Origin of the sequence: Paenibacillus odorifer (assembly GCF_000758725.1) — a bacterium.
GTDB lineage: Bacteria > Bacillota > Bacilli > Paenibacillales > Paenibacillaceae > Paenibacillus_AQ > Paenibacillus_AQ odorifer.
Map to the genome: position 1 here is coordinate 958,899 of NZ_CP009428.1, position 24,561 is coordinate 983,459.

Below are 24,561 nucleotides of genomic sequence, written 5' to 3' on the forward strand. Positions count from 1 at the left end.
GAGCAGCCCCTCTCCTAAATAAATTCATCTTCGCTATATTTAGCGTTAATATCCTCAATGCGCAGGGTAACACGAGTGCCGACTCCAAGCTCACTCTCTACAAGCAGTCCAAACGAGCTGCCGTAATGCAGGCGGATTCTCTCATTTACATTACGTAGTCCAATCCCGAACCTTTCATTGTCCGTTCCAGTTTGCAGACTATTGTTTAAGGAACGAAGATTAGCTTCATCCATACCGATCCCATCATCTTCTACACAGAAAACGGCATCTCCATGCTCGCTCCATGCGGTGATGCTCAAGGTGCCCAGTCCTACTTTTTGATCCAAGCCGTGAAAGACTGCATTTTCTACGATCGGTTGAAAGACAAGTTTAATAACAGGAAGATGAAGGAGTTCGTCCGGCACGTCAATGTTAAGTCTGAATTTGTCTGGGAATCGGATTTCCAGCAGCTGATAATAATTCCGTACATGATCCAGCTCTTGTCTAATTGTAACAGCCTCTTCGTTTCGGACAATGCTGTAACGCATTTGAAGTCCCAGTAAATAGGTTAGCTTCGCCACACGTGGATCATCATTGCTTTCTGCAAGCATGCGGATGGATTCCAGCGTGTTATAAATAAAATGGGGATTGATTTGGTTCTGAAGTGCCCGCATATCAGCCTTCTGCTTCCGTTTCTCCGTGATGGATACTTCTTGTAACAGATCTTTGACCCTTACGATCATCCGATTAAAATGACTGCCCAGCATCCCAATCTCATCATTATATTTGGAATGCTGCCAGACATCCAGATTACCATGCTGCACCCGTTTCATTAGGCGGACCAAGGATTTAAGGGGTTTGGTCAGGGCATGGGAAATTATAGTCGCAACAAAAAGCGCAAAGGCAATGATGATCAGTGTGGTCAAGATAAGCGTATTCCGATTCTTTTGTACAGGGGATAGGATACGTGTTAAAGGAATCGTAACCATGGTGGTCCAACCGGTCTGTTTCGAGACGGTATACACTGCAAGATAAGACTGGCCATTCAAGTCTATTTGAAAATGATCCTGCTGCTGATTTACTTGCTGCAGCAACAGCTTTGTATTCAGAGTTTGTGTATCGGCAGCCAGATTCGGAACCGCTGAATCTTCACTGGCATAGATCAGTTCTCCATTGTTATCTACAATGAACGTATTTCCTTGCGTAACTGCATTTACGGGATCGATAATACCCTTAAACAGATTGATGTCTACATCGAAAACGAGAATTCCTATATTCTGCAAAGTACTTACAGAGTTAATCGTACGCAGAACACTAAAGACCTCTTTATGGACATTCGAGTTGGTACGGATTGTATGTCTGCCCTGAATGACAGGCGCCGCTCCGGCATCTTCACTCATGGCTCTCCATTTAGCTAATCGTTCCTCTGGATACAGCTCATTAATTCCGGCGTCCTTATCATAAAAGACCGAACCGTACTGGTCTACCAAATACACGGCAATGATCTCTTCCTTAGTATGATTCAAATAGCTAAGGAACATCGCCATGCCCGTATTTTTTTCCCAGTCGGTATTTTGCTGTGTCAGGTAGACTTGCACATCGGTGTTATACAGCGGCAGGGCTGTATATCTCTTGAGGTCGGCAATATACCGGTCAATGGTATCTGAAGCATTCGATGTCATTTGACCCGCACCGTCAGTCGCATTCACAAGAACCGAGTTGAACATGGAGCGGGATGATAGATAACTTACATAAGTGATCGGCAGAGAGATCAGAAAAACAAAGATAACGATCAGCTTGCGCTCCATCGGTAGATTGGCAAGGAACAACCACATTTTGCGTAAAGTTAACCGGATGTATGATAGCATTTGCGTTGTTCCTTTCCTGTAATAAGCTACCTTATTTGACCGCTCCGCTGGTTACGCCTTCAAAGATGTAACGCTGCAGGAAGAAATATAAAATTACTGTTGGCAGCAGAATAAGCAGAATAGCTGCACAGATTAAATTCCATTCCCCCGAATTGACCCCTTGAAAACGCATCAGGATCGTCGTAACTACACCAAGGCTTTGTTTAGGCATATAGAGATAAGGGATGTACATGTCATTATAGATACTAATGGTTTTTAAAATAATCAAAGTAGCCGTTGCTGGCGTAAGTAAAGGGAAAATAATCGACCGATAGATTCTGAACAGAGAGGCACCTTCTACCATCGCACTTTCATCGAGATCCACGGGAATATTACGGATAAATTGCAGGTATAAAATGATTTGAATTACATCTGCTCCAATATAGAGCACGATCGGGGCGCCAAGCGTATTGTAAAGACCCATATTTTTGATGATACCAAAAGTCGCTACTTGTGTCGTGATACTAGGAATGATAGTGGCTACTAAATAAGCACCGAAAACAATGGGTTTCAATTTGAAAGAAAAGCGTCCTAATACAAATGCTACCATAGTCCCGAACAAAATGTTCAGAATTAAAGTGATAGCTATAATAATTAATACGTTGCCAAAGCCATTGAGTAGACCTCCACGCTGAAACACGGCAATGAAGTTATCGAAGTTTAAAAAGCTTTTTGGCAACGCGGTGGAGCTACTGCTGTTGAATTCTTCGGTCGATTTGAAGGCGTTAACGATGACCACATATGGAGGGAAGAGCACGACGAATACGCCGATAATTAGCGAAAAGTATTTAATGATATCTGTAAAACGAAACTTAGAGTGTGTCATAGCTACTTATCTCCTCCCCGGCTAAGAACAAGTTGTTGTATGAGCAGTACGATGACGACAAAGAAGAGTAGGATTATACTCATTGCAGATGCAAGGCCGTAGTTGTTAAATGCAAATGCGGTATCGACAACCCGTTGTACATAAGTTTGGCTGGCCCCTGCTGGACCACCTTTGGTCAACACGAAGGGGAGATCGAATACTTCCAGTGCCCCTGTAACGGTAAGAAATAAATTAAGCTGAATAACAGCCTTCATATTGGGCAAAGTGATTCTCCACAGCGTTTGAAAGGAGCCGGCACCATCGATCTTAGAAGCTTCATAAATGTCACGTGGAATGGCCTGCAAGGATGCGATATAAATGACCATGTTGTAGCCCATGAAACGCCAAAATCCTGTGGATGCAAGGGAGTAGTTGACTAGTCCTTCTGTTCCAAGCCAACTGGTCTGTCCGAGGCCGGTCAGGCCAATGCTATTCAGGAGCATATTCAATGAACCGTTAGTAGTGTCAAAGACATAACCGAACATAAAGGCTACAGCGACTCCGTTCATGATATAAGGAAGGAAAAGTAAGATGCGGAATGCATTTTTCCCTTTTAGTCTACTATTCAGCACAACCGCAAAATAAATAGCAACGATATTCTGGAGAATTCCCATTGCAAAATAAGCAAAGTTATGTGTGAAAACCTTGAAGATATCAGGATTGGAGAAGACCTCGCGGTAGTTATCTAGGCCAACCCAAGGTTTTTCGGGACTATAGCCATCCCAATTTGTAAAGCTGTAATAGATCAGTTTAAGTGCCGGATAATACGTGAATGTTGCAAGCAGCAACAATGGAATCGTGAGGAAGGATACAATGATTATAGTCTTCTGTTTGTTATAGGAAAGTGTTCCGAACATCGCTAGCCCTTCTTTCATAAAAGCGTGGTATGGAAAGGCAAAATGGATTATCCGTAAAGGCAATAATCCATTTTGCGCCGTTCTGTACTTCTAATCACAAGCTCAAATTAATAGCCGAGGTCCTTCTTGGCTTTAGCCCAAGCTTTATTCCACTTGTCTAATACAGTTTGTGGATCCTTGGCAAGCACGAATTCCTGTACTACAGCAGGAAGATCCAGTTGTGCCTTGTTACCGATCTCTGTAACCTTCGCATCGTCAACAGTTCCTTCTACCAGTTCTACTCCGGTAGCTTGGAATTCTTTCAGCTGAGTCAGATTGGATTCCTTGCCTTTTAATGGAGAGATAAAGCCAGCGAAATCCTCATAGCCCGAATCCTCAATCATCCATTTTACGAAGGCTTTAGCTGCCTCTAAATTTTTGCTGTTTTTGGCAACGGCATAGAAGAAGTCAGGGCTTAGGGTAGCAGATGGTTTACCCGAATTGTCATAAGGGAATGGGAAGAAGCCGACATTGTCTGAAGCAGCGCCTGCTCCGATGACTTGGTTAATAACCCAGTTGCCAAGATAATACATGGCGAACTTGCCGGAAGCGATGTCCTTTTTCGATTGTTCCCAGTTGGTGGAGTTGATGTCTTTTTCCAGATAACCTTTTTCGTTGAGCTCACTAAGCAGGCTAAAGGCTTTACCGTAACCGTTGTCCATAGTGAATGGTGTTTCAGAGTTCAGCTTAGCATTAGGAAAGTCGGGATTGCCTTCAATTAGGCGTGGTGTATCATAAGCCCAAGTACCAAGTGGCCATTTGTCTTTGAAGTTGGAGGACAGTGGAATGACACCTTTTGCTTTCAGCTTCTCGCAGGCAGCCAGGAATTCATCCCAAGTCTTAGGCGTTTCGGTGATGCCGGCATCGGTGAATGCTTTTTTGTTATAAACAATTCCGGAAGTAGAGTTCCCTGTAGTAATTCCGTACAGCTTACCATCAAAGGATTTGAAGTCTTTAAAGGTGATTTGGTCATTCAAACCGAGATCATCCAGTGAAGCAAAGTATTTCGGCAAGTCAGAGTTAGGGATGGAAGGAATAAACATAACATCTGGAAGCTCGCCGCTGGCCATTCTGACTTTAGCCTGTTGGTTATAGTCGGTTTGGGAAGCTTCGAACTCGACTTTAATGTTCGGGTATTTTTCATTAAAGCGCTTTACATATTCGTCATATTCTTTACCGATCATGTCTGTTCTGTTAGTTAGGAAGGTGATTTTGCCGCTGATATCAGCTCCTGCTGCAGGTTCTGCAGTTGCATTCGTGTCACCGCCGGTATTCTCTGTGTTAGTTGCTGCGGGCTTATCAGTTGCGGCAGCACCGTTATTCGTGGTGTTGTCATTATTCGAACCACAGCCAGCAAGCGTTGAAGATAAGACCATAATCATAACAAAGGATAACGAAAATAACTTATTTCTCATAGCTTAATCCCCTTTTCGTTTTTATTGTTAGCGTTTACATGAACATTATAGCTTTATCGAAGCCGTTAATAAATGTATTGTATTATTATTTATTGTCTTTATTTGTTTTGTTTCTGCGTTTATAATTAGCATGTACCTAACAATAAGATAACAAAATACAAAGAATATCAAAAGGGTTCAATGAATTAATTTGAGTCTTATGCTATTTTTGAGAAGTCTATGCTTACCAAACTTAGGCATATGCTTCCGAAGCGAGTTTTGCGCGAAGTCATTCAGAGAAGTCTATGCTTACAAAACTTTTAGGAGGTATTATGAAACATTTGCATATGAATCTTGCGAAGTGGGAATTTAGAGGCTGTGGTGATGAGGAGTGGCTTCCGGCGACTGTGCCAGGTACAGTTCATACGGATTTACTAAAGAACGGAAAAATTTCAGACCCCTTTTATGGAACAAATGAACATGATCTACAGTGGATCGATAAGAAGGACTGGGAATATCAAACCTCGCTGCAGTTGGGGGAAGAGTGGCAGGAGCTTGCTTGTACGGAGTTAGTTTTTGAGGGACTGGATACTTATGCAGATGTGTACGTGAATAATGTACATGTGCTCGCTGCTGATAATATGTTTCTGGCATGGAAAGTGGATGTCAAAGGTCAGCTGAAGACTGGAGAAAATAATATACGGGTGAAGTTCCGCTCTGTGGTTAAGGAAGATTTACCGAAATTAGCGAAGCTGGGTTATGCGCTGCCTGCCTCGAATGATCAATCCGAGCTTGGGGGATTAGATGAACAACGGATTAGTATTTTTGCGCGCAAAGCACCTTATCATTACGGCTGGGATTGGGGCCCGCGTTTTTTGACCAGTGGAATTTGGCGTGCAGCATCTCTGGTGGGACGTGACACCGTTCAAATTACTGACCTCTATATCCGTCAAAATGTGATTGCTAAGGAAGAAGCTCGCCTGACCGCAATGGTAGAAGTGGATGCTCCTGCTGCTTGGCGGGGAATGCTGCGAATAAGTGCCGATGGTTTGGAGTGGATGCAAGCGGTTACTTTAGAGGAAGGCAAGCAGCAATTAGAGATGAATATTGTTATACCTGAGCCAAAGCTCTGGTGGTGCAGGGGCCTTGGAGAGCCTCATTTATATACCTTCCAAGCGGAATTGCTGCAGGGAACGGAAGTAGAGGTTAGCAAAAGTGTAAAAACCGGACTCCGCAGTATTGAATTGATTCGGGAGCGTGATGCCAAAGGAGCTTCGTTTTCTTTTGCGCTGAATGGAGTTTCCGTCTTCGCCAAAGGTGCCAATCATATTCCAAATGACAGCTTCACCACAGAAGTAACCGAGGAGCGGTATCGGCATGAAATTGCCACAGCAGTAGAATCGAATATGAACATGCTGCGCGTTTGGGGCGGCGGTATATATGAAGAAGATATTTTTTATCAGCTCTGTGATGAATACGGACTGCTGGTCTGGCAGGACTTTATGTTCGCTTGCAGTATGTATCCCGGGGACGAGGCGTTCCTTGAGAATGTGAAAAAAGAAGCCGAATACAACGTCAAAAGATTGCGCAATCATCCCTGCATCGCCTTATGGTGTGGCAATAACGAGATTGATTCGGCCTGGTCACAGTTCGAGGAAAATATGGGCTGGGGCTGGAAAGAAAAACTCGGCGCTGAGCAAAGAGCGACAATGTGGGCCGATTATATTAAAATCTTCCACCGTATTCTGCCGGAGGCTGTAGCCGCATTCCATCCAGGTGTGGGCTATTGGCCGTCTTCGCCGCTGCGGGAGCTGACTGGCGATATAAATCAGCATGCGACGCGGATTGTGGGCGAAGGGGATGTGCATTACTGGGGTGTGTGGCACGGGATCGAGCCTTTTGAGAACTATAATACAAAGGTTGGCCGCTTTATGAGTGAATACGGCTTCCAGTCGTTCCCGGAACTGAAAACCGTAATGAGCTATGCAGAAGAGCAGGATATGGAGCTTACCTCAGAGGTGATGCTGGCACATCAGAAGAATGGTCGCGGTAATCTGCTGATCAAAGAATATATGGATATGTATCTGCCGCAGCCGAAGGACTTCAAAGCCTTTTTATATATGAGTCAAATCCTGCAGGCCGAAGCGATCCGAATCGCGATTGAAAGCCACAGAAGAAATAAACCTTATTGTATGGGCACTTTATACTGGCAGATGAATGATTGCTGGCCGGTGGCTTCTTGGGCGGGGATGGATTATAACGGGCGCTGGAAAGCTCTGCAATATACCGTGCGTTCAAGCTTCCAAGATGTTTTGTTGTCTATCGACGGTACAGACCGTGAGAAGGTAGACGTTCATGTCGTATCTGATTTAAGAACAGCAGTGAGCGCTGAGTTGGTGCTTACTTTGTATCAGTTTAACGGTTCGGTGCTGCGAGAGTGGACACATCCCTTTGAGCTGGGAGCTGATTCTGCTGCTATCGTATTCTCTTCTCCTGTGGCAGACCTGCTAGAAGGTCAAGGGGTGGGTGATGTATTGCTTGGAATTTGCTTGCAGGCGGATGGCCGGGTGATAGATCACAAGCTGCATTATTTTATTCCGGAAAAAGAAATTGCGTTACAGCGCTCAGTAATTACTGTGCTGGAAACTCCAGAGAGTGGCGGATTAAGCTTCACCGTGACCAGTGATGTATTAGCTAGAGGCGTATACCTGACTTCAGAAGACGAAGGAATATTCTCTGACAATTATTTTGACCTTCTCCCAGGTCAGACCAAGACGTTAGAGTTCTCACAACGCGGGAACGATGGAAAAGACTGGATTCCTGCCGCACCTAAAGGGCTAAAGGTTCAATCGATGGTTGATTTTGTGAGCGAAGATTTGCTGTAAATCCTAAGGAGAGAAGGACTGGCGCATGGGGATTTTAGTTCAGGAAGATAAGGGATTATTCCATTTACAGAGTGCAGGGATGAGTTACATTCTTCAGCTTGTAAATGATTATCCGGCACATGCGTATTGGGGCAAGAAGCTGCGTAGTGACAGCAATTTGGAAGGGCTGTTGAATCTGGGAGGAAATACGGGTCTCGACCGGCTCCCGCAGGAATACCCACAATACGGGACGGGAGATTTCAGAACACCTGCTTATCAAGTTCGGCTCGAAGACGGCACTCGTATTACAGAGCTGAAATACAGCGGGTATCGGGTAGTTGAGGGTAAACCTTCACTGCCGGGTCTACCATCCGTATATGTTGAGTCTGCGCAAGAAGCACAGACGTTGGAGCTTACACTTAAAGATGATTACACCAAGCTGAATGTTATTTTGCGCTATACAGTTTTTGAACATACTAACGTAATCACCCGCTCTGTGGAGTTCACCAATGCGGGGAAAACGCAGCTGCAATTGCAGCGTGCACTGAGTGCTAGTGTCGATTTCTCGTCTGGCGATATGGATATGATCTATTTGGCAGGAGCTTGGTCAAGGGAAAGTAATCTGACTCGTAGACGTCTGGTGCAAGGTGGTACGACCATTGGGAGCCGCAGAGGGATGAGCAGCCACCAGTTAAATCCATTTGCTGCGCTGGTGAAACCTGAAACGGATGAAAATCATGGAGAGGCCTACGGCTTCAGTCTTGTATATAGTGGAGGCTTTGAAGCTGAGGCAGAGGTCGATTCCTTCGGGATGACCCGGTTTACGATGGGACTGAACTCTTTTGATTTCTCCTGGCTGCTGGATCCGGGCGAACAATTCCAGACCCCTGAGGTAGTGATGGTTTATTCTTCCGAGGGGATCGGGGAAATGTCGAGAACCTATCATCGTTTGTACCGGACCCGTTTATGCAGAGGATTATATAGAGATAAGGAACGGCCCATTCTGGTCAACAATTGGGAAGCTACCTATTTCAACTTCGATGCGGATAAATTGGAGTCGATTGCGGCGGAAGGAGCCAAGCTCGGGATAGAGCTATTCGTGCTGGACGATGGCTGGTTTGGCAAAAGAGACGCTGACAACTCCTCTCTCGGAGACTGGGTGGAGGATCTGCGCAAGCTTCCGGGCGGACTGTCTGATGTGGCGCAGCGCGTGAACAATCTAGGCTTGCAGTTCGGCCTTTGGTTCGAGCCGGAGATGATCTCGCCGGACAGCGAGCTCTATCGTAAGCATCCCGACTGGTGTCTGCATGTGCCGGGACGCCGCCGCAGCGAAGCTCGCTGGCAATTGGTGCTGGACTATACTCGGGAGGATGTGCGCCAGTACATTTATGAGTCACTGTCCCGGATTTTCTCGACCGTGCCCATTAGTTATGTGAAATGGGATATGAACCGTTGTTTAACGGAGATTGGCTCTGCAGAGTTACCTTCTGAACGCCAAGGGGAAACCGCACATCGTTATGTGCTTGGTCTGTATGAGCTATTGGAGCAAATAACTTCAGAATTTCCACATATCCTGTTCGAGAGCTGCTGTAGTGGTGGTGGCCGCTTCGACCCAGGCATGCTGCATTACATGCCGCAGACCTGGACCAGTGATGATACCGATGCTGTGGAACGACTGAAGATTCAGTATGGAACAAGTCTGGTGTATCCGGTTAGTTCGATAGGCGCGCATGTGTCTGCCGTGCCGAATCATCAGGTAGGACGGATCACCCCGCTGTCCTTCCGTGGAGATGTAGCTATGTCCGGTAATTTCGGTTATGAGCTGGATCTTACGAAGTTTACAGACGAAGACAAGGAAATTGTGAAGGAACAGGTTGCGAACTATAAGCAAATCCGCAGTCTTGTGCAGCAAGGGAATCTGTACCGGCTGCAAAGCCCGTTTGAGGGCAATGAGACAGCATGGATGTTCGTGTCCGATGATCAGCGTGAGGCATTAGTTTATTACTTCCGGGTAATGGCTGTGCCGCATCCGCCCCGCCGCAGCCTGAAGCTGAATGGTTTAAATCCGGAGCTGGATTACATTCTGGAGGCAAGTGGTGAGGTTTACGGTGGTGATCGGCTAATGCAGGCTGGACTGGCTCTGCCGGATATCCAGCAGGATTTTGTTAGCGGATGTTATAAATTGAAGGTGCAGGATTAGAATTCATTAGATAAACAGAAAGCAAACCCCGAGCAAACACGAGCAAGCTGCGAGCAAGCCATGAGCAAGCTACGAGTAAGGTATGAGCAAGCTGCGAGCAAGCCATGAGCAAGCTACGAGTAAGACATAAGCAAGCTGCGAGCAAGACATGAGCAAGCTACGAGTAAGACATGAGCAAGCTACGAGTAAGCCATGAGCAAGCTACGAGCAAGCCATGAGCAAGCTACGAGCAAGCCATGAGCAAGCTGCGAGCAAGCCGTGAGCAAGCTACGAGCAAGACATGAGCAAACACGAGCAAGCCACCAGCAAGCCATGAGCCTAGCTCGTGGTTTGCTTTTTTTGTTGGCAATGACGAATTTGAACCAGCTGAAGCTGCGGATGGCAAGGCAGCCTTGACCGTCTCCGCCTATACACATATATTCCTTATGTTATGACATCCTGTGCAGCTACCTTGCGTAAGACGCTGTAGCTTTTTTACCTGTTCATATTCCGTTCATATTAAGGTCATAGAGAGTACATCTTTATTGGTTAATCTTAGATTAGCAGTTAGTTATGGCAGTCCAATACACAGGTGATGACAGGAGAAGATACGATTGAAAATAAAAGAAGTAATGAAAATGAAGGCGGGCACGAGAACAAGTAAAATACTAAACATACTACTTAAAGTAATAGGAGCAATAATTATCGCAATCCTGCTTTTTCTCGCCATTGTTTATACAGTTAATCTGATCAGCAACAAATCGGAACAGAGTAAAATAGAGCCCTATGGTCAGTTAGTACCCGTAGATGGGAAAAACATGAATGTTTATATTCAAGGAAAAGGTGAAGAAACAGTTGTGCTACTACCGGGTTATGGCACAGCAGCGCCAGCTCTTGATTTTAAATCATTAATAGATGAGCTGTCACCGTTTTACAAAGTCGTCATGATTGAGCCTTTTGGGTATGGATTAAGTGATCTGACCAAAAAGGAGCGCAGCACAGAGAATATTGTAAGTGAAATTCATGAGGCTTTACAGGCTCTTAATATTGACCGTTATATTCTAATGGGCCACTCCATTTCAGGCATTTATGGACTAGATTATGTTAACAAGTATGAAAATGAAGTGAGTGCATTTGTCGGGCTTGATAGTAGTGTTCCATCGATAAGCGAGAGGAAAATCGAAGCTTCGGAATTAAAAACTATAAATCTGCTCAAAAAATCAGGTCTAATCAGATTGCAAATGAAATTTAGTGCTGACCCAATTGCTGAACTACCATTTGATGATAAAACAAAAGAACAAATGAGATTGATCAATCGCAAAAACATATTTAATCCCACCCAATTAAATGAAGCTGGAATGATGTATTCTAATTTTAAATCAGCTGAAAGTTTAACATTTCCTAAAAATCTTCCTCTTATTTTCTTTATACAAGCGAATCAACCAGCAACGGATAGATGGATACCAGAGCATGAAAAGCAAATCAAGGACTCTGTACATGGAAAAATAGTGAAGTTTGAAGAGGGACATTATTTATATCGCACTAAAGCAAAAGAAATCGTAGAAGACTTTCAGGCATTTATGAAAGAAATAAAATAAGTTTGCCGTCGAGCCGACCGGATTTCAGGATTTTCTCTGATTTTCGTTCGGTTTTTTATTAGTCTGTAAGATATGGGGGAGTGCCACCAGTTAACAATGGTCTAATCTTTAGGGTTTGGTCTGGGTTAAGAATGAGAAGGCGTCGGCTACATTTAATGGAGAGTTCCCTTGGTTGCTGCTAGGTTCCTAGGTACCCTGCTTCGGATCGGACTGAGGAGTCCTTATTTGCTGAAAAAGAGGCAATTGAGGTTACTTTCGGACTCCAGCGACGCTATTGACTAATTATCGCAACCGCATGGGGTGTTTTGGAGTAAATAGCTGCACCTGAGTCCGATAGCTTCCCCAAAAAGCGTTTTTTTCGCAAATAGCGGCTATACGGTCCGTAAGTAAATGGGGAGTAGGGGTGGTATGAGAGAGTATGAGTAAGTATGAGAAAGTATCACCAGTTAACGATGTTCCAATCATATGGTCTGGTCTGAGATAAGAATGAAATCGTGCTGTCTACATTTGATGGAGAGTTCTCTTGGCTGCTAGGTATCTAGGTACCCTGCTTTGGATCGGACTCAGGAGTCCTTATTTGCTGAAAAAGAGGCAATTGAGGCTACTTTCGGACTCCAGCGACGCTATTGACTAATTATCGCAACCGTATGGGGGGTTTTGGAGTAAATAGCTGCACCTGAGTCCGATAGCTTCTCAAAAAAGCGGTTTTTTCGCAAATAGCGGCTATACGGTCCGTAAGTAAATGGGTGAGTACGACCAGTGCACACTGACCAACTAATCGAATGGGGAGCCACGCCAGTGCGCGCTGACCAACTAATCGAATGGGTGAGTATGACCAGTAGCGCGTGATCAACTAATCGAATGGGTGAGTCCGACCAGTGGCGCGTGACCAACTAATCGAATGGGTGAGTACAACCAGTGCGCGCTGACCAACTAATCGAATGGGTGAGTACGACCAGTATCGCGTGGCCAACTAATTGAATGGTGCTTCCCTACGATCGACGGCTGACTCGCTAATTATCCGTAGTTTCCAGTAATCTATGGTGAGCCCCATCTTCCACAACCTCCATAAATCCCACAATGAGCACCACGGTAGCCTTTTTAAGCTAGAGCATGTCCTATTTCTCTATAATCCACATTGACTTGGGTTTGTCACACCCCTATGATGATTATTAATATAAAATATATGACACGAAGAGGAGCGAAACATCATGGCTTTGGAGATCGAACGCAAGTTTCTGCTGCCGGAATTTCCGGAGCAGCTGATTCAAAAGGGAGAATTGAAGATTGTTACCCGTCATAATATCGATCAGACATATCTGGCGATAGATGGTGGTCAAGAGCTTCGTGTGCGTAAAATTACGGATCTGGACTCAGGTGAGGTAACCTACACGCATACGTTTAAGGATGGCAAAGGGATCAAACGCGAAGAGATCGAATATTTTATCTCAGAGGGTTTATATAATCAGATGATCGAAGCGGTAAATGCGGTAGCTTTGGTCAAAGAGCGAATTACAGCGGTGTGGAATGGCACAACGGTTGAGATCGACGTATATTCCCAGCTGAAATTGTCCGTACTCGAGGTTGAATTTGAATCTCTGGAGGAAGCGGAAAGCTTTAAAGAGCCGGAATGGTTCGGTAAGGATGTTAGTACAGAACGGCAATACAGCAACAAAACAGTCTGGAGAGAGCTGCAAAATAAGACAAAGAATTAACGGACTTTAGCGCGTAAACGTGGTAGTATATAGGGAAAACAAGCAGAAATAGCTTTATCATCCCTAACTAGCTTAAGGATAACGTTTAGGGTGAAACTTATAGTTAATTATAAGAACTTATAAGTGGTGCAACTATAATAGCCTTATATTTCTGCGAGAAACAGTTGTCATCTCTATAGGACGACAACGTTGTTTCTTCTTATCATATATTCTTGTCATATATTAACGAGGGGTTCAGGAGGATGAGCATGAAGTTTATAAGCACAAGAGGTAATGTGGAACCTAAAGGTTTTATTGATACGGTGTTGATGGGACTTGCGGACGACGGTGGGTTGATGGTTCCATCCGAGATTCCAGTGGTTTCAGCAGCAACGTTGGAAGAGTGGAGAAGTCTTAGCTATCAGGAGTTGTTCCTGAAGATTGTTGCCTATTACACCAATGATGAGATTCCTTACGAGGATCTGCAGGAAATGGTCAACACCAGTTATGCCAATTTCCGCACACCTGAAGTAACGCCTATACACCAAGTAAATGATTCTTTATATGTACTTGAATTGTTCCATGGGCCTACTTTTGCTTTCAAGGATGTAGCGCTGCAGTTTATGGGTGAGCTGTATTCATATATTTCCAAAAAACAAAACAAAATCATCCACATCCTCGGTGCAACCTCTGGGGACACTGGAGCGGCGGCTATTCAAGGTGTACGCGGCAAAGAAGGCATCAAGATCTGTATTCTCCATCCACACGGCAAGGTAAGTAAAGTGCAGGAGCTGCAGATGACTACGGTGGACGACAGCAATGTACTGAATCTGTCTGTTCATGGTAACTTTGATGATTGCCAGAAGGTGATTAAGGATCTGTTCGCAGATCTGGACTTTAAAGGTCGGTATCATCTGCGTGCAATCAATTCCATTAACTTTGTACGGATTCTGGCGCAGACTGTTTATTATTTCTATGCATATCTGCATGTTGATGGCAGCAACGAGAAAAAGATTAATATCAGCGTGCCTTCCGGTAACTTCGGTAATATTTTCTCGGGCTATTTGGCTAAGCAAATGGGGCTTCCTATTAACAAGCTAATCATTGCTACGAATGAAAATAATATTTTGGAGCGTTTCGTGAATACTGGCGAATACAAACCAGGTAATTTCACAAGCACTTACAGCCCTTCGATGGATATCCAAGTGGCAAGTAATTTCGAACGGTATCTGTATTATCTGGTAGGCGAGGATTCTGAGAAGTTATCCGCGTATATGTCCAAGCTACAAACCGAAGGCAAGATTACGGTTGAAGGCGAGGCGCTTCAGCAGGTGCAGAAGGATTTTGCAGCGCTGGGTGTGAAGAATGATCAATGCTTGAATACGATCGCTAAGTATCAAAAAGAATATGGCTACCTGCTTGATCCACATACAGCATGTGGAATCGCGGCTTACGAAGCCTTTAATGGCCCGGATGAGATTGGCGTTACCTTTGCGACTGCACATCCAGCTAAGTTCGATGAGGCAATTACTTTGATCGATATTAAGCAGGAATTCCCGGCACAGATTAAAGCATTGTTCGAGATGCCACAACATCAAACCGTAGTGGATCATGACAAGGATGAAATCGTGCGTCAGCTGCAAGCTTTTTACGGATTGTAATATCATATACAGTTCTACTTCACAGCACAGCCCCCGTTCTTGGGATAAGAACGGGGGCTGTTTGTGCGTTTATAGTAGCTTCTAACATTAACGTTGCGGCGTACGGGTCTGCTCCCTAGCTTTTTCACAAAAAGCAGCGACCTTGTAAGAGACATAGTACGCCAGCATTTTTTCAGAATCGGTAAAGTCGGTGTCCAGCAGTCTGCTAATAAGATCGAGCTTATATCTGAGTGTATTCCGGTGAATGTACAGCTCGTCTGATGTAATCTGCATGTTCCGGTTATTTTTGAGATAAACGTAAAAGGTATGATACAGATTGGACTGGTGCACAGCATCGTATTCTTGAAGCTTGAGCAGCTCTGGATGGTAGTAGTTATTATCCTCGTTAAACACAACATCAGCAGAGAGCATCTCATAGAGCTGGATATCTGAGTAGTAAGTCAGCTGCTGCTGCGGGCTGAGAATGGAACCGATCCGAATAGCGTTTCGGGAGTGAAGATAGTGTCTCCTACACTGCGTAAGATTAGTGAATATATTGCTGATGCCAAGCGAGATGCCGGTTTGAGTTAGAAATTCCTGCAGTTGCTTATTTACAAGCTCTTTGGAGAGATTTCCGTCATGGATCATTACAATCTGCCCATCATAATAGGTGGAAGGACTGCCCGGAAAAAGCTGTTGCAAACGTTCTCTTAAATAATCATCATAACGGCCTGAACCCTCATACCAGGTAAGATCGAACAGCAGCACAAGCAGCTGATTTCCGAACTTTAATCCTGCACTCCGCATTCTGTCCTGAATGATCCGGTTGTCCTGAAGCTGTTCCTCTAGCAGTGCGCAGATAAAATCTTCAACTTTTATATTTTTGGCGTTGCGATAGTAGCTGTTTTTGCCCATCTCTTCGGCAAGTATGGTAGCGGTGATGGACAGCAGCTCGTTATCTCTGGCGCGAAAAGGATTTTTGCATCCAAGAAGCAATACATTACCGATTTGTTTGCCGGCTACTTTTATTTTGGAGATCAGTTTAGAGTTTGACGTTTCCTCGCAGGTTACTTCATAAGATTCATCGCTTTGTTTCCCACGCTGGACACTGTTCATTTTACTCACAGCCGCAATGAAGTCGTAAGAGCAATAACCTTTGCGGATATTATCACTCCATATGTAATCGTCGATATCGGAAAGGTCAGAGTGAGCTACAATTTTGAAGCTGCAATCAAATACAATGACGGGATTCTGCAGTAGCTCGGCAGCTGTCTGTACGATAGCTGAAAGGCCTGCACCTGAAATGTATGCAGTAAACAAAGATGCGGTATAATGCTCCATTTCGATTTTACCTGATATTTGCTCATTTAAGGAAACATCCATTCATATCGCCCCCTAGTTCAATAATAGTGCAATATGCACTATAAAGAAGTGATTTTTGGTGCTTGTAAATATATTCACAAAGTATTGGACGCCTTAAACTAAAGGTGGAGGTGCTAAGCAGATGAAATATGAAAAACTGTTTGCAGCAGGTAAAATTGGACGCCTTGAACTTAAGAATAGAATTGTATTGCCGGCTATGGGAACGTCACTGGCCGCGGCCAGTGGTGAAGCATCGGACGAAATGATTGCTTTTTATGAGGAACGTGCCGCGGGTGGCTGTGGTCTAATCATTACGGAAATTACGCGTGTGGATAATGAGACCGGAGTAGGTACACCGAACCAGCTGAATGCAAGTGACTTGCTGTTTGTGCCGCGTCTGGAGAAACTGGCAAGAGCTGTGCACCGTCATGACAGCAAAATATTCCTTCAGCTCCAGCATCCGGGCCGGCAAAATCACGGACGGCTTATTGGAGGCAAACAAATTGTTGCTCCTAGCGCAGTGATGTCTTCAGCGATTGGGGAAATGCCCCGGGAGCTGTCTACTGAAGAGGTAGAAGAGTTAGTTCGTAAATTTGTGTTCGGAGCTTATATAGCTAAAACAGCAGGTATTGATGGCGTGGAGATCCATGGTGCCCACGGCTATCTCGTAGGACAGTTTCTGAGCCCGCTTACCAATCTGAGAACTGATAAATATGGCGGTTCACTGGAAGGTAGAATGTCATTCCTGAACGAAATTGTGCTTGGCATCAAAAAGATCTGTGGCGCAGGATTCCCAGTATCGGTGCGAATCGACGGCGATGAATTTGTCTCAGGTGGGATTACACTGGATGAGGCTATCCAGACTGCGAAACATCTGGAAAGCATCGGAGTGGATTGCATAAATGTAAGCTCCGGCACTTATGAATCATCCAATACGATCATTGAGCCGATATCCTACCCGCAAGGCTGGAAAAAACATCTCTCCGCAGCCATTAAGCAAGCGGTGCAAATTCCAGTGATTGCTTGTGATGTGATCCGTAAGCCTGAATTTGCTGAGAGTCTGCTACAGGAAGGAAACACGGACTTTGTAGCCCTTGGAAGAGCCCAACTGGCCGATCCGGAGTGGGGTAACAAAGCGGCAGCAGGCAAAGAAGCAGAGATCAGAACCTGTATCTCTTGCCTGTACTGTATTCAGGAAGTGATGGAGTGCAAGGTAATCAAGTGTGCTGTCAATGCCAGAGTGGGCCGGGAGCTTGAATTTGCAGAACCAGCAAAAGATGGCGATGGCAAAGTAGTAGCTGTGATCGGCGGGGGTCCAGCAGGTATGGAAGCAGCACGGATTTTGGCGCTCAGAGATTTTAAACCTGTATTGTTCGAAGCCAGAGATGTGCTAGGCGGCAGTGTGGAGCTGGGAAGCCGGCCACCATTGAAGGAGAAGCTGAACTGGTTTATTGATAATATGCAGCATCAGTTAGAGGACCTGGATGTTGATGTCCATCTCTCTACGAAACCTACGCTGGAACAACTGAAGCAACTGAACCCTTATGCGGTATTTGTTGCCGCTGGGGCACAGCCTATAGTGCCTGTTATTCCGGGAGTGAAAAAGGCAGCGGTCTGCACGGTTGTTGACGTACTTAGTGGGTCAGTTGTGATTAAGAACAAGCAGGCTGTGGTCATCGGCTCCGGCATGACAGGGCTGGAAACGGCTGAATATTTAGCCGATATGGGAAATCAGGTCACGGTGGTGGAAATGCAGCCGCGGGTTGGCCCAGACGCCTATCTGCCAAATCTGATCGACATTGTGACTAGGCTGAAAAAGAACGGCGTGGAGCTCTTAGCATCAACCAAGCTGGTAGAAGTGCAGGACGGCGCGATTGTGCTTGAGAATACGTCCACTGGGGAAACTTCGCTGAAAAAGACGGATGCTGTTGTATTATCCATTGGCGTTACACCCGATCGCTCATTCGTTGATGAGCTGAAGCAGGTACTGCCCAATGTGAAGGTAATCGGCGATGCAGGCAAGCCAGGACGAATCGGACAGGCCATTCAATCTGGATTCGAAACGGCATTTGTGCTGAACTAAAGGGTTACTAATCTAAGGAGGGTTCATTCATGGTGAGTTTTGTGAAAAGTTTCGCAGATATGCAGAAATACGGAGGCAAGCCAACCACCTTTTATGATGCAGAGATGCTGACGGTGTATTGGGAGACCAAACCAGAGATTATCGAGCGTTTGTTGCCGAAGCCACTGAAGCCAACAAGCCGGCCGCTGGTAAATGCCTTTATCGCCAATTACCCAGCTACGAACTTTTGTCCACCTTATCGTGAAGCTGGATTGTTCGTTCTAGCAGACTATAACGGACAATTAGGCAACTATTGCCTGTCGATGCCTATTACAAGCGATATCGGGATGGCTATGGGCCGGGAAGTATGTGGGCTGCCTAAGAAAATGGCCGATGTGCGTATGAACACCTCAGAAGCTGGCATTGATGGGGCAATCGGCCGGCATGGCATTGACTTTTTCAACGTAAAAGCCACTATGGATGGACACTTCAATGACAATGGAGCCGAGAAGATTCTGGAGGAATATTACGGCAAAGATATCCCTTTGTATAACATCAAATATGCCAATGCAATTGACGGAAACGGCTTCGATCTGATGCCAACCTTGGTCACACAGCGTTTAGTAAGTGAGGTTAAAGTCTATAAAGCGGCAGAAGCCTCTATCACCTTCCAAGACTCCCCGCATGATCCTTGGAGTGAGCTTGAAGTTGTGAATATGCTGGGCGCGGTTTACACCGTCAGTACAAATGTGCTTGAAAAAGGTAAAATTCTGGAGCCTCTGAATCCAATGGAGTATCTTCCATACTGCTATCTCCGCTGGGACTGGTGGGAGAACAATTTGCAACCTGTTTCCTCAGTATAAGCCTATGTGTTTGAAGTGAGTTTGTACGAAATGAAACCGAAGAAGGATCGGCTAACCAAACATTAGGAGGAATTAGAATGACTAACCTTTTTGATTTGACGGGTAAGACAGCTATTATCGCAGGAGCATCCAGTGGGATCGGGGTACAATTCGCAGAGATGCTTGCTGAGCAAGGAGCAGACATTGCTATTTTGGCTAGAAGATATGACAAGCTTGTAGCAGTTGCCGAGGATATCCGGGCTAAATACCCTGAACGCAGAATAATTCCTATTGAGTGTGATGTAAGAAAAGAGGACCAGATTATTGTGGCTGTTCAAAAGGTTATGGAAGCCTTTGGAAAAATTGATATTCTGCTGAACAATGCTGGTGTGGTGGATGCGGTTCCGATTGAAGCGCTGGAAGAAGAAGCTTGGGATCGGGTACTGGATACTGATTTAAAGGGCGTTTTCCTGATGTCGAAACATGTGATCCGGCATATGAAGGAACGGAATTACGGTAAAATCGTCAATACAGCCTCAATGTTAGGCCTTACAGCTTCTGCTTCGGTTCCTACGCATTCTTACAATGCTGCTAAAGGTGGAGTGATCCATCTGACAAGAGGGGTGGCGGCAACTTATGCTAAGCATGGGATTACTGTTAATGCGATTGGACCAAGCTTGTTCAAAACTGAAATGACTGAGAATACGTTATTTGCAGAAAAAGCGCTAAAAATGTACAACGCAGTGTGTCCGATGGGGCGCCCTGGTAATCCGGGAGAATTAAACGGCGCCGTGCTCTACTTTGCTTCAGATGCTTCCAGCTACACTACAGGTCAGACTTTGTTTGTAGATGGCGGCTGGACGATTATATAGAGTTCATCTGGGTCCGTAAGTTCAGGCAATAGTTGTAACTCCAAAAAAAGGGTATCTCAAAAGCCATGAAAGGGTGGCTGGGATACGCCTTTTTTTTGCATTGTACGATGAAAGATGCTCCGCCAGTAACAAGGGAATTGCTGAATTTATCAGAAATTGTCGTTAATTTGCCTTAAAAAGTAGACATGACTACCTATGAGTGAGAAAATAGCATGTAGAGTTAGTAATAACTAAAAAGGACGGGATAACATCATGACAATTCGTTTCGGGGTCATTGGAACAAACTTTATTACAGACCGCTTCGTGCAAGCCGGCTTGGAGAATGAGGAGTTTATCCTGACAGCCGTGTACTCTCGCACAATGGAGAAAGGTCAGGCCTTTGCTGCTAAATATGCGGGAGCTACAATTTATACGAATCTGGAAGATATGGTGAAAAGCAAAGATGTAGATGCTATATATATTGCCAGCCCAAATTCTATGCATGCAGAGCAAGCGATTATGTGCTTAAATCACGGCAAGCATGTGCTCTGCGAGAAACCGGCTGCATCCAACAGTACAGAGCTTAAAGCTATGATTGAAGCTGCGCGCACAAATGATGTGCTGCTGGTAGAGGCGATGAAATCGACCTTTATGCCGAACTTTGGAGTGATTCGGGATAATTTGTATAAACTCGGCCAAGTTCGCCGTTATTTTGCAAGTTATTGTAAGTACTCCTCTAGATATGATGCCTACCGGCAGGGGACTGTGCTAAATGCGTTTAATCCCGCTTTTTCCAATGGCTCGTTAATGGATCTTGGTGTGTACTGTTTGTATCCAATGGTAGTGCTCTTTGGCAAGCCACAATCAGTACAGGCAGTGGGTGTCATGCTCTCCTCAGGTGTGGATGGTGAAGGAAGCCTCATTATGAAATATGACGATATGGATGCGGTAGTTATGCACTCCAAAATTTCCGACTCCTATCTGCCAGCTGAGATTCATGGAGAGAACGGTACGATGGTGATCGACAAGATCAATGAGCCTTATCAGGTGAAAATTTACTATCGTGATGGTACAGTTGAGGAGCTTACGTTGCCTCAAGTGTTTGAACCTATGTATTATGAGGTTGAGGAATTCATCAACTTGATTAAGAATGGTGAACGGGAGAGCAGAATTAATACTCATGAGAACTCCATGGCCGCAGCAGAGATTATGGAGGAAGCCAGAGCACAGATCGGTCTCCGCTATGCCTCAGATTTATAATAAATAGAATGGGGAGCAGGACTTGAAGACTTTTAAAAAGGTTTATATTGAGATAACAAGCGTCTGCAACCTCGCCTGCAGCTTTTGTCCACAAACCGCCCGGACGAAAAATTTCATGAAGCTGGATACGTTTAATACGATATTGGATGAAATTAAACCACACAGCAATCATATTTATCTTCACGTAAAAGGGGAGCCGTTGCTGCATCCCAAGATAGGTGAACTGCTGGATGCTGCTCATGCCAAAGGGTTCAAGGTTAATATTACAACTAATGGCACGTTAATTCATAAAGCCGGACCTAAAATTCTTGGTAAGCCCGCACTGCGTCAGATGAACTTTTCTCTGCACAGCTTTGATGGGCATGAAGGGTCAGAGAACCGTGAAGGCTATCTTTCAGAGATAATTTCTTTTGTACGGGAAGCCTCTGCGCAAGGGGTCATTATTTCTTTCCGCTTGTGGAATTTGACGGAGGATAATCTGACGAATCTGGAAAGAAACCGTAACCGTGAAACCCTCGCCCTGCTGGAGGAAGCCTTCAACTTGGATTTCAAGATCGAAGAAAAGGTTGTGCCTGGCAGTGGTGTCAAGATTGCCCCGCGCGTCTACCTTAATCAGGATCATGAGTTCCGTTGGCCAGCGCTAAATGAGCCGGAAGATGACGGAAAAGGGTTCTGTCATGCCCTGCGGAGCCAAGCGGCGATTCTTGTGGATGGCACTGTTGTGCCATGCTGTCTGGATGGTGAAGGAGTAATTAACCTAGGCAACATCCATGAGACTCCGTTCTCAGAGATTGTGGAGGGGGAGCGGGCGAACAATTTATTCTATGGCTTCTCACGTAGAGAAGCGGTGGAGGAGCTATGCCGCAAATGTGGGTATCGGCAGCGGTTCGGAACCTAATGACTGGAATGCAAACAGAACCGGGACATGGCTATTTCATGAATCCTGGTTCTGTTTTTTAATTAACGGGATTGTATATATATAATAATAGGTCTTTATAGTCTCCACTTTGGAGCGAAGGAGGAGCATATGCTGAAATCACTGGAAGCCATCGCCTTATACCGTGAAGGTGTGCAAGATCATTTGGAGGATAACCTTTGGCTGAAGCTTATTGTCCAAGCGGAGGAGCAGATAGTAAATTTGGAACGTGTGGAATCTCTGGAGGAGCTGGATCGCAGGAATCCCGTACTGGATTATGTGGAACGTAGCTTGCAGATTCTGGACCAACTCCCCCGTTCTATTTGGATAAAAGAGCTGGTGGAAGAAACGTTAATTTGGTCAGAAACGGCTAAGGGAGGTACAGCAAAGGAGCGGCTGGTTTGGCAGGAGGAAGGGATTAATTGTTTTGTACATAATTTAGGTTCCGCACAGTTATATGAGAGATATTTAGGGAGGGCTGTCTCCGAGAAAGGTGCGATGATTCAGCGGCTAATTGAAACTCATGGACTCATAGGACAGCAAATTCGCGGAGAAGTGCCGCCGGAAGTCAATAAGCCACTCCATGATATAGTGGAAGATCAGCTGCTGACCGCGGAGGAACTGGAACGCCTGCTGACCGTGCTCAATCATTGCATCATCGGAGCTGTGTCTCCCGAGTTATGGCAGAATGTGCAGCATGAAGTGAAGCAGCTTATTGAGCTGATTTCTTCAGGCAATCTTGCTAGTCCTATGCCGATGAAGGAACGACTGCGCAGAATGCGGCTGGGACCGATCTCTAGAGGAGAGGATTTCACTACGGAATGGGCTAAGCTGACGCAGGAAGGCTTCCATGCTGAACGGTTGGAGTCATTAAGTAAGATCACCTTCTGGTATGTAGAATCTGCACTACAGACCTTTTCGCTGGAGCAATTTCTGAAGGTGATGGTGCTTGCTGCCCAGAAGGCGCAGAATGAATCCTTAAGCCATATCAGCTTCGAACATGTCATGAACAGCATTTACTACGATTACAAGGGTGTTAAGAAGACCAACATTTATAAGAAGCGGATTATCGAAAAATATTTAGCGGAGCTTACATGGAAGGATATCGAGCAAGGGACTTTGCCTGCTGAGAACCCTCACCTACTCTTGCGGCAATATTCTAAGGAACATCTGCCAGACACGGTATTTTTTCAATTCCAATTCTCGGCAGCGGCTGAGAAGCTGATCGAATTCTGTATGGAAGCAGAAAAATCACCCTTGTATGAACGTGCTGTATTGCTGTTATTCGACCTATTCGAGCTGCGCAGGGACGCTTTCGACCGTTTTCATAATGAAGATACCTACTTAAGCCAAATGAATAATACAGCAGATTATAAAGCCGTAATTCTGGATCATGTCACTGGACAAAAAGTGCTGGATATCGGTCCGGGCGGCGGTGTGTTGCTGGATTTACTGGAAGAGCGTATGCCTGAGGTTACTCCTATCGGCATTGATATCTCAAGCAATGTAGTGGAAGCCTTGCGGCAACGCAAGCAGCGGGAAGGTCGCCAGTGGGAGGTGCTGCAGGGAGATGCGTTGAACCTTAAAGATTTCGTGGAGGCTGGAACGGTGGACACGGTAATCTTCTCTTCGATTTTGCATGAGCTATATTCTTATGTGCCGCTAAATGGTAATAAGTTCAATCACGACACCGTCTCCGCAGCTCTGCGAAGTGCCTTTGCGGTATTGTCAGCTGGCGGGGTTATCATTATCCGCGATGGGATCATGACCGAACCTGCATCATTGCTGCGGAGAGTTCACTTTTTGGAAGAGGACGGTCTGATGTGGCTGGAGCGTTATGCGAAGGATTTTGCTGGACGTCAGATTCAGTTTCAAAGATTAGGGGAACAAGAAGTGCTCATGCCCGTTAATGATGCCATGGAATTTTTATATACGTATACCTGGGGGGAAGAGGCTTATATTCATGAAGTCCAAGAACAATTTGGTTATTTCACCCCTACGGAGTTTGCCTCATTTATTGAACAGATTTTAGGAAAGCAGGCGAAGCTTGAGATCTTCCGGCATTACCTGCAAGAAGGTTATACCGAAGCTTTGCGTGATAGAGTAAGGTTCATGGATGAGAGCGGACAGGAAGTGGCGCTGCCGGACAGCACCTGCTTTATTGTGATTCGGAAGGAATAGCCGAAAAATAACATCAGCTGCATCTAAAAAAGCAATCGGCAGACCCTCTGATGCAGAGGAGATCCGATTGC

General features: G+C 45.3%; 16 protein-coding genes. 11 read left to right on the forward strand and 5 right to left on the reverse strand.

Translation table 11 applies throughout. From position 1 onward, the window contains the following. Window positions 1-14 precede the first annotated feature (14 nt). The 4 genes from PODO_RS04115 to PODO_RS04130 all read right to left on the reverse strand — a co-directional run bounded on the left by PODO_RS04115 (window position 15) and on the right by PODO_RS04130 (window position 5,062). Complete coding sequence (locus tag PODO_RS04115; RefSeq protein ID WP_036686920.1) at window positions 15-1,847, reverse strand: cache domain-containing sensor histidine kinase; 1,833 nt, start codon at window positions 1,845-1,847, stop codon at window positions 15-17. 31 nt (window positions 1,848-1,878) lie between these two features. Continuing rightward, a complete protein-coding gene (locus PODO_RS04120) occupies window positions 1,879-2,712 on the reverse strand; it encodes a carbohydrate ABC transporter permease (RefSeq protein ID WP_051491485.1) in 834 nt (277 codons plus the stop codon). A 2-nt stretch (window positions 2,713-2,714) separates the two neighbouring features. Next, window positions 2,715-3,608, reverse strand: coding sequence for a carbohydrate ABC transporter permease (locus PODO_RS04125; RefSeq protein ID WP_036686923.1), 894 nt, complete (start codon window positions 3,606-3,608; stop codon window positions 2,715-2,717). Window positions 3,609-3,715: 107 nt separating this feature from the next. Then, the gene (locus PODO_RS04130; RefSeq protein ID WP_038568815.1) at window positions 3,716-5,062 is read right to left on the reverse strand and encodes an ABC transporter substrate-binding protein; all 1,347 of its coding nucleotides are present in this window, start codon (window positions 5,060-5,062) and stop codon (window positions 3,716-3,718) included. A 311-nt stretch (window positions 5,063-5,373) separates the two neighbouring features. On the opposite strand from PODO_RS04130, the gene PODO_RS04135 reads away from it, so the two are divergent. The 5 genes from PODO_RS04135 to thrC all read left to right on the forward strand — a co-directional run bounded on the left by PODO_RS04135 (window position 5,374) and on the right by thrC (window position 15,037). Continuing rightward, window positions 5,374-7,926: a beta-mannosidase gene (locus PODO_RS04135; RefSeq protein WP_038568817.1), complete on the forward strand. Its 2,553-nt coding sequence runs from the start codon at window positions 5,374-5,376 to the stop codon at window positions 7,924-7,926. Window positions 7,927-7,951: 25 nt separating this feature from the next. Further along, window positions 7,952-10,105, forward strand: coding sequence for an alpha-galactosidase (locus tag PODO_RS04140; RefSeq protein ID WP_038568820.1), 2,154 nt, complete (start codon window positions 7,952-7,954; stop codon window positions 10,103-10,105). A 617-nt stretch (window positions 10,106-10,722) separates the two neighbouring features. Further along, window positions 10,723-11,682, forward strand: a complete 960-nt coding sequence (locus PODO_RS04145; protein ID WP_370510575.1) for an alpha/beta fold hydrolase — start codon at window positions 10,723-10,725, stop codon at window positions 11,680-11,682. 1,211 nt (window positions 11,683-12,893) lie between these two features. Next, window positions 12,894-13,397, forward strand: coding sequence for a CYTH domain-containing protein (locus tag PODO_RS04150; RefSeq protein WP_036680734.1), 504 nt, complete (start codon window positions 12,894-12,896; stop codon window positions 13,395-13,397). 248 nt (window positions 13,398-13,645) lie between these two features. Then, a complete protein-coding gene (gene thrC, locus PODO_RS04155) occupies window positions 13,646-15,037 on the forward strand; it encodes a threonine synthase (RefSeq protein ID WP_036680736.1) in 1,392 nt (463 codons plus the stop codon). Window positions 15,038-15,124: 87 nt separating this feature from the next. Here thrC and PODO_RS04160 read toward each other — a convergent pair whose 3' ends face one another. Further along, window positions 15,125-16,399, reverse strand: a complete 1,275-nt coding sequence (locus PODO_RS04160; RefSeq protein WP_038568822.1) for a PucR family transcriptional regulator — start codon at window positions 16,397-16,399, stop codon at window positions 15,125-15,127. A 121-nt stretch (window positions 16,400-16,520) separates the two neighbouring features. Here PODO_RS04160 and PODO_RS04165 point away from each other — a divergent pair, with 121 nt between their 5' ends. The 6 genes from PODO_RS04165 (at window position 16,521) to PODO_RS04190 (ending at window position 24,490) form a co-directional block, all read left to right on the forward strand. Beyond that, window positions 16,521-18,461, forward strand: coding sequence for an NAD(P)/FAD-dependent oxidoreductase (locus PODO_RS04165; RefSeq protein WP_036680741.1), 1,941 nt, complete (start codon window positions 16,521-16,523; stop codon window positions 18,459-18,461). A 29-nt stretch (window positions 18,462-18,490) separates the two neighbouring features. Beyond that, a complete protein-coding gene (locus tag PODO_RS04170) occupies window positions 18,491-19,303 on the forward strand; it encodes an acetoacetate decarboxylase family protein (protein ID WP_052096788.1) in 813 nt (270 codons plus the stop codon). Window positions 19,304-19,380: 77 nt separating this feature from the next. Then, the gene (locus PODO_RS04175; protein ID WP_036680744.1) at window positions 19,381-20,154 is read left to right on the forward strand and encodes an SDR family NAD(P)-dependent oxidoreductase; all 774 of its coding nucleotides are present in this window, start codon (window positions 19,381-19,383) and stop codon (window positions 20,152-20,154) included. 252 nt (window positions 20,155-20,406) lie between these two features. Beyond that, window positions 20,407-21,393: a Gfo/Idh/MocA family protein gene (locus PODO_RS04180; RefSeq protein ID WP_038568824.1), complete on the forward strand. Its 987-nt coding sequence runs from the start codon at window positions 20,407-20,409 to the stop codon at window positions 21,391-21,393. A 22-nt stretch (window positions 21,394-21,415) separates the two neighbouring features. Next, window positions 21,416-22,291 (forward strand): radical SAM/SPASM domain-containing protein, encoded by an 876-nt coding sequence (locus PODO_RS04185; protein ID WP_036680750.1) that lies wholly within the window; start codon window positions 21,416-21,418, stop codon window positions 22,289-22,291. A 129-nt stretch (window positions 22,292-22,420) separates the two neighbouring features. Beyond that, the gene (locus PODO_RS04190) at window positions 22,421-24,490 is read left to right on the forward strand and encodes a class I SAM-dependent methyltransferase (RefSeq protein WP_038568826.1); all 2,070 of its coding nucleotides are present in this window, start codon (window positions 22,421-22,423) and stop codon (window positions 24,488-24,490) included. Window positions 24,491-24,561: the final 71 nt, after the last annotated feature.

Bases quoted from the DNA above. Each gene is read 5' to 3' on its own strand.
- PODO_RS04115 (WP_036686920.1), bottom strand. From the start codon at position 1,847: ATGCTATCATACATCCGGTTAACTTTACGCAAAATGTGGTTGTTCCTT.
- PODO_RS04120 (WP_051491485.1), bottom strand. From the start codon at position 2,712: ATGACACACTCTAAGTTTCGTTTTACAGATATCATTAAATACTTTTCG.
- PODO_RS04125 (WP_036686923.1), bottom strand. From the start codon at position 3,608: ATGTTCGGAACACTTTCCTATAACAAACAGAAGACTATAATCATTGTA.
- PODO_RS04130 (WP_038568815.1), bottom strand. From the start codon at position 5,062: ATGAGAAATAAGTTATTTTCGTTATCCTTTGTTATGATTATGGTCTTA.
- PODO_RS04135 (WP_038568817.1), top strand. From the start codon at position 5,374: ATGAAACATTTGCATATGAATCTTGCGAAGTGGGAATTTAGAGGCTGT.
- PODO_RS04140 (WP_038568820.1), top strand. From the start codon at position 7,952: ATGGGGATTTTAGTTCAGGAAGATAAGGGATTATTCCATTTACAGAGT.
- PODO_RS04145 (WP_370510575.1), top strand. From the start codon at position 10,723: ATGAAGGCGGGCACGAGAACAAGTAAAATACTAAACATACTACTTAAA.
- PODO_RS04150 (WP_036680734.1), top strand. From the start codon at position 12,894: ATGGCTTTGGAGATCGAACGCAAGTTTCTGCTGCCGGAATTTCCGGAG.
- thrC (WP_036680736.1), top strand. From the start codon at position 13,646: ATGAAGTTTATAAGCACAAGAGGTAATGTGGAACCTAAAGGTTTTATT.
- PODO_RS04160 (WP_038568822.1), bottom strand. From the start codon at position 16,399: ATGGATGTTTCCTTAAATGAGCAAATATCAGGTAAAATCGAAATGGAG.
- PODO_RS04165 (WP_036680741.1), top strand. From the start codon at position 16,521: ATGAAATATGAAAAACTGTTTGCAGCAGGTAAAATTGGACGCCTTGAA.
- PODO_RS04170 (WP_052096788.1), top strand. From the start codon at position 18,491: ATGGTGAGTTTTGTGAAAAGTTTCGCAGATATGCAGAAATACGGAGGC.
- PODO_RS04175 (WP_036680744.1), top strand. From the start codon at position 19,381: ATGACTAACCTTTTTGATTTGACGGGTAAGACAGCTATTATCGCAGGA.
- PODO_RS04180 (WP_038568824.1), top strand. From the start codon at position 20,407: ATGACAATTCGTTTCGGGGTCATTGGAACAAACTTTATTACAGACCGC.
- PODO_RS04190 (WP_038568826.1), top strand. From the start codon at position 22,421: ATGCTGAAATCACTGGAAGCCATCGCCTTATACCGTGAAGGTGTGCAA.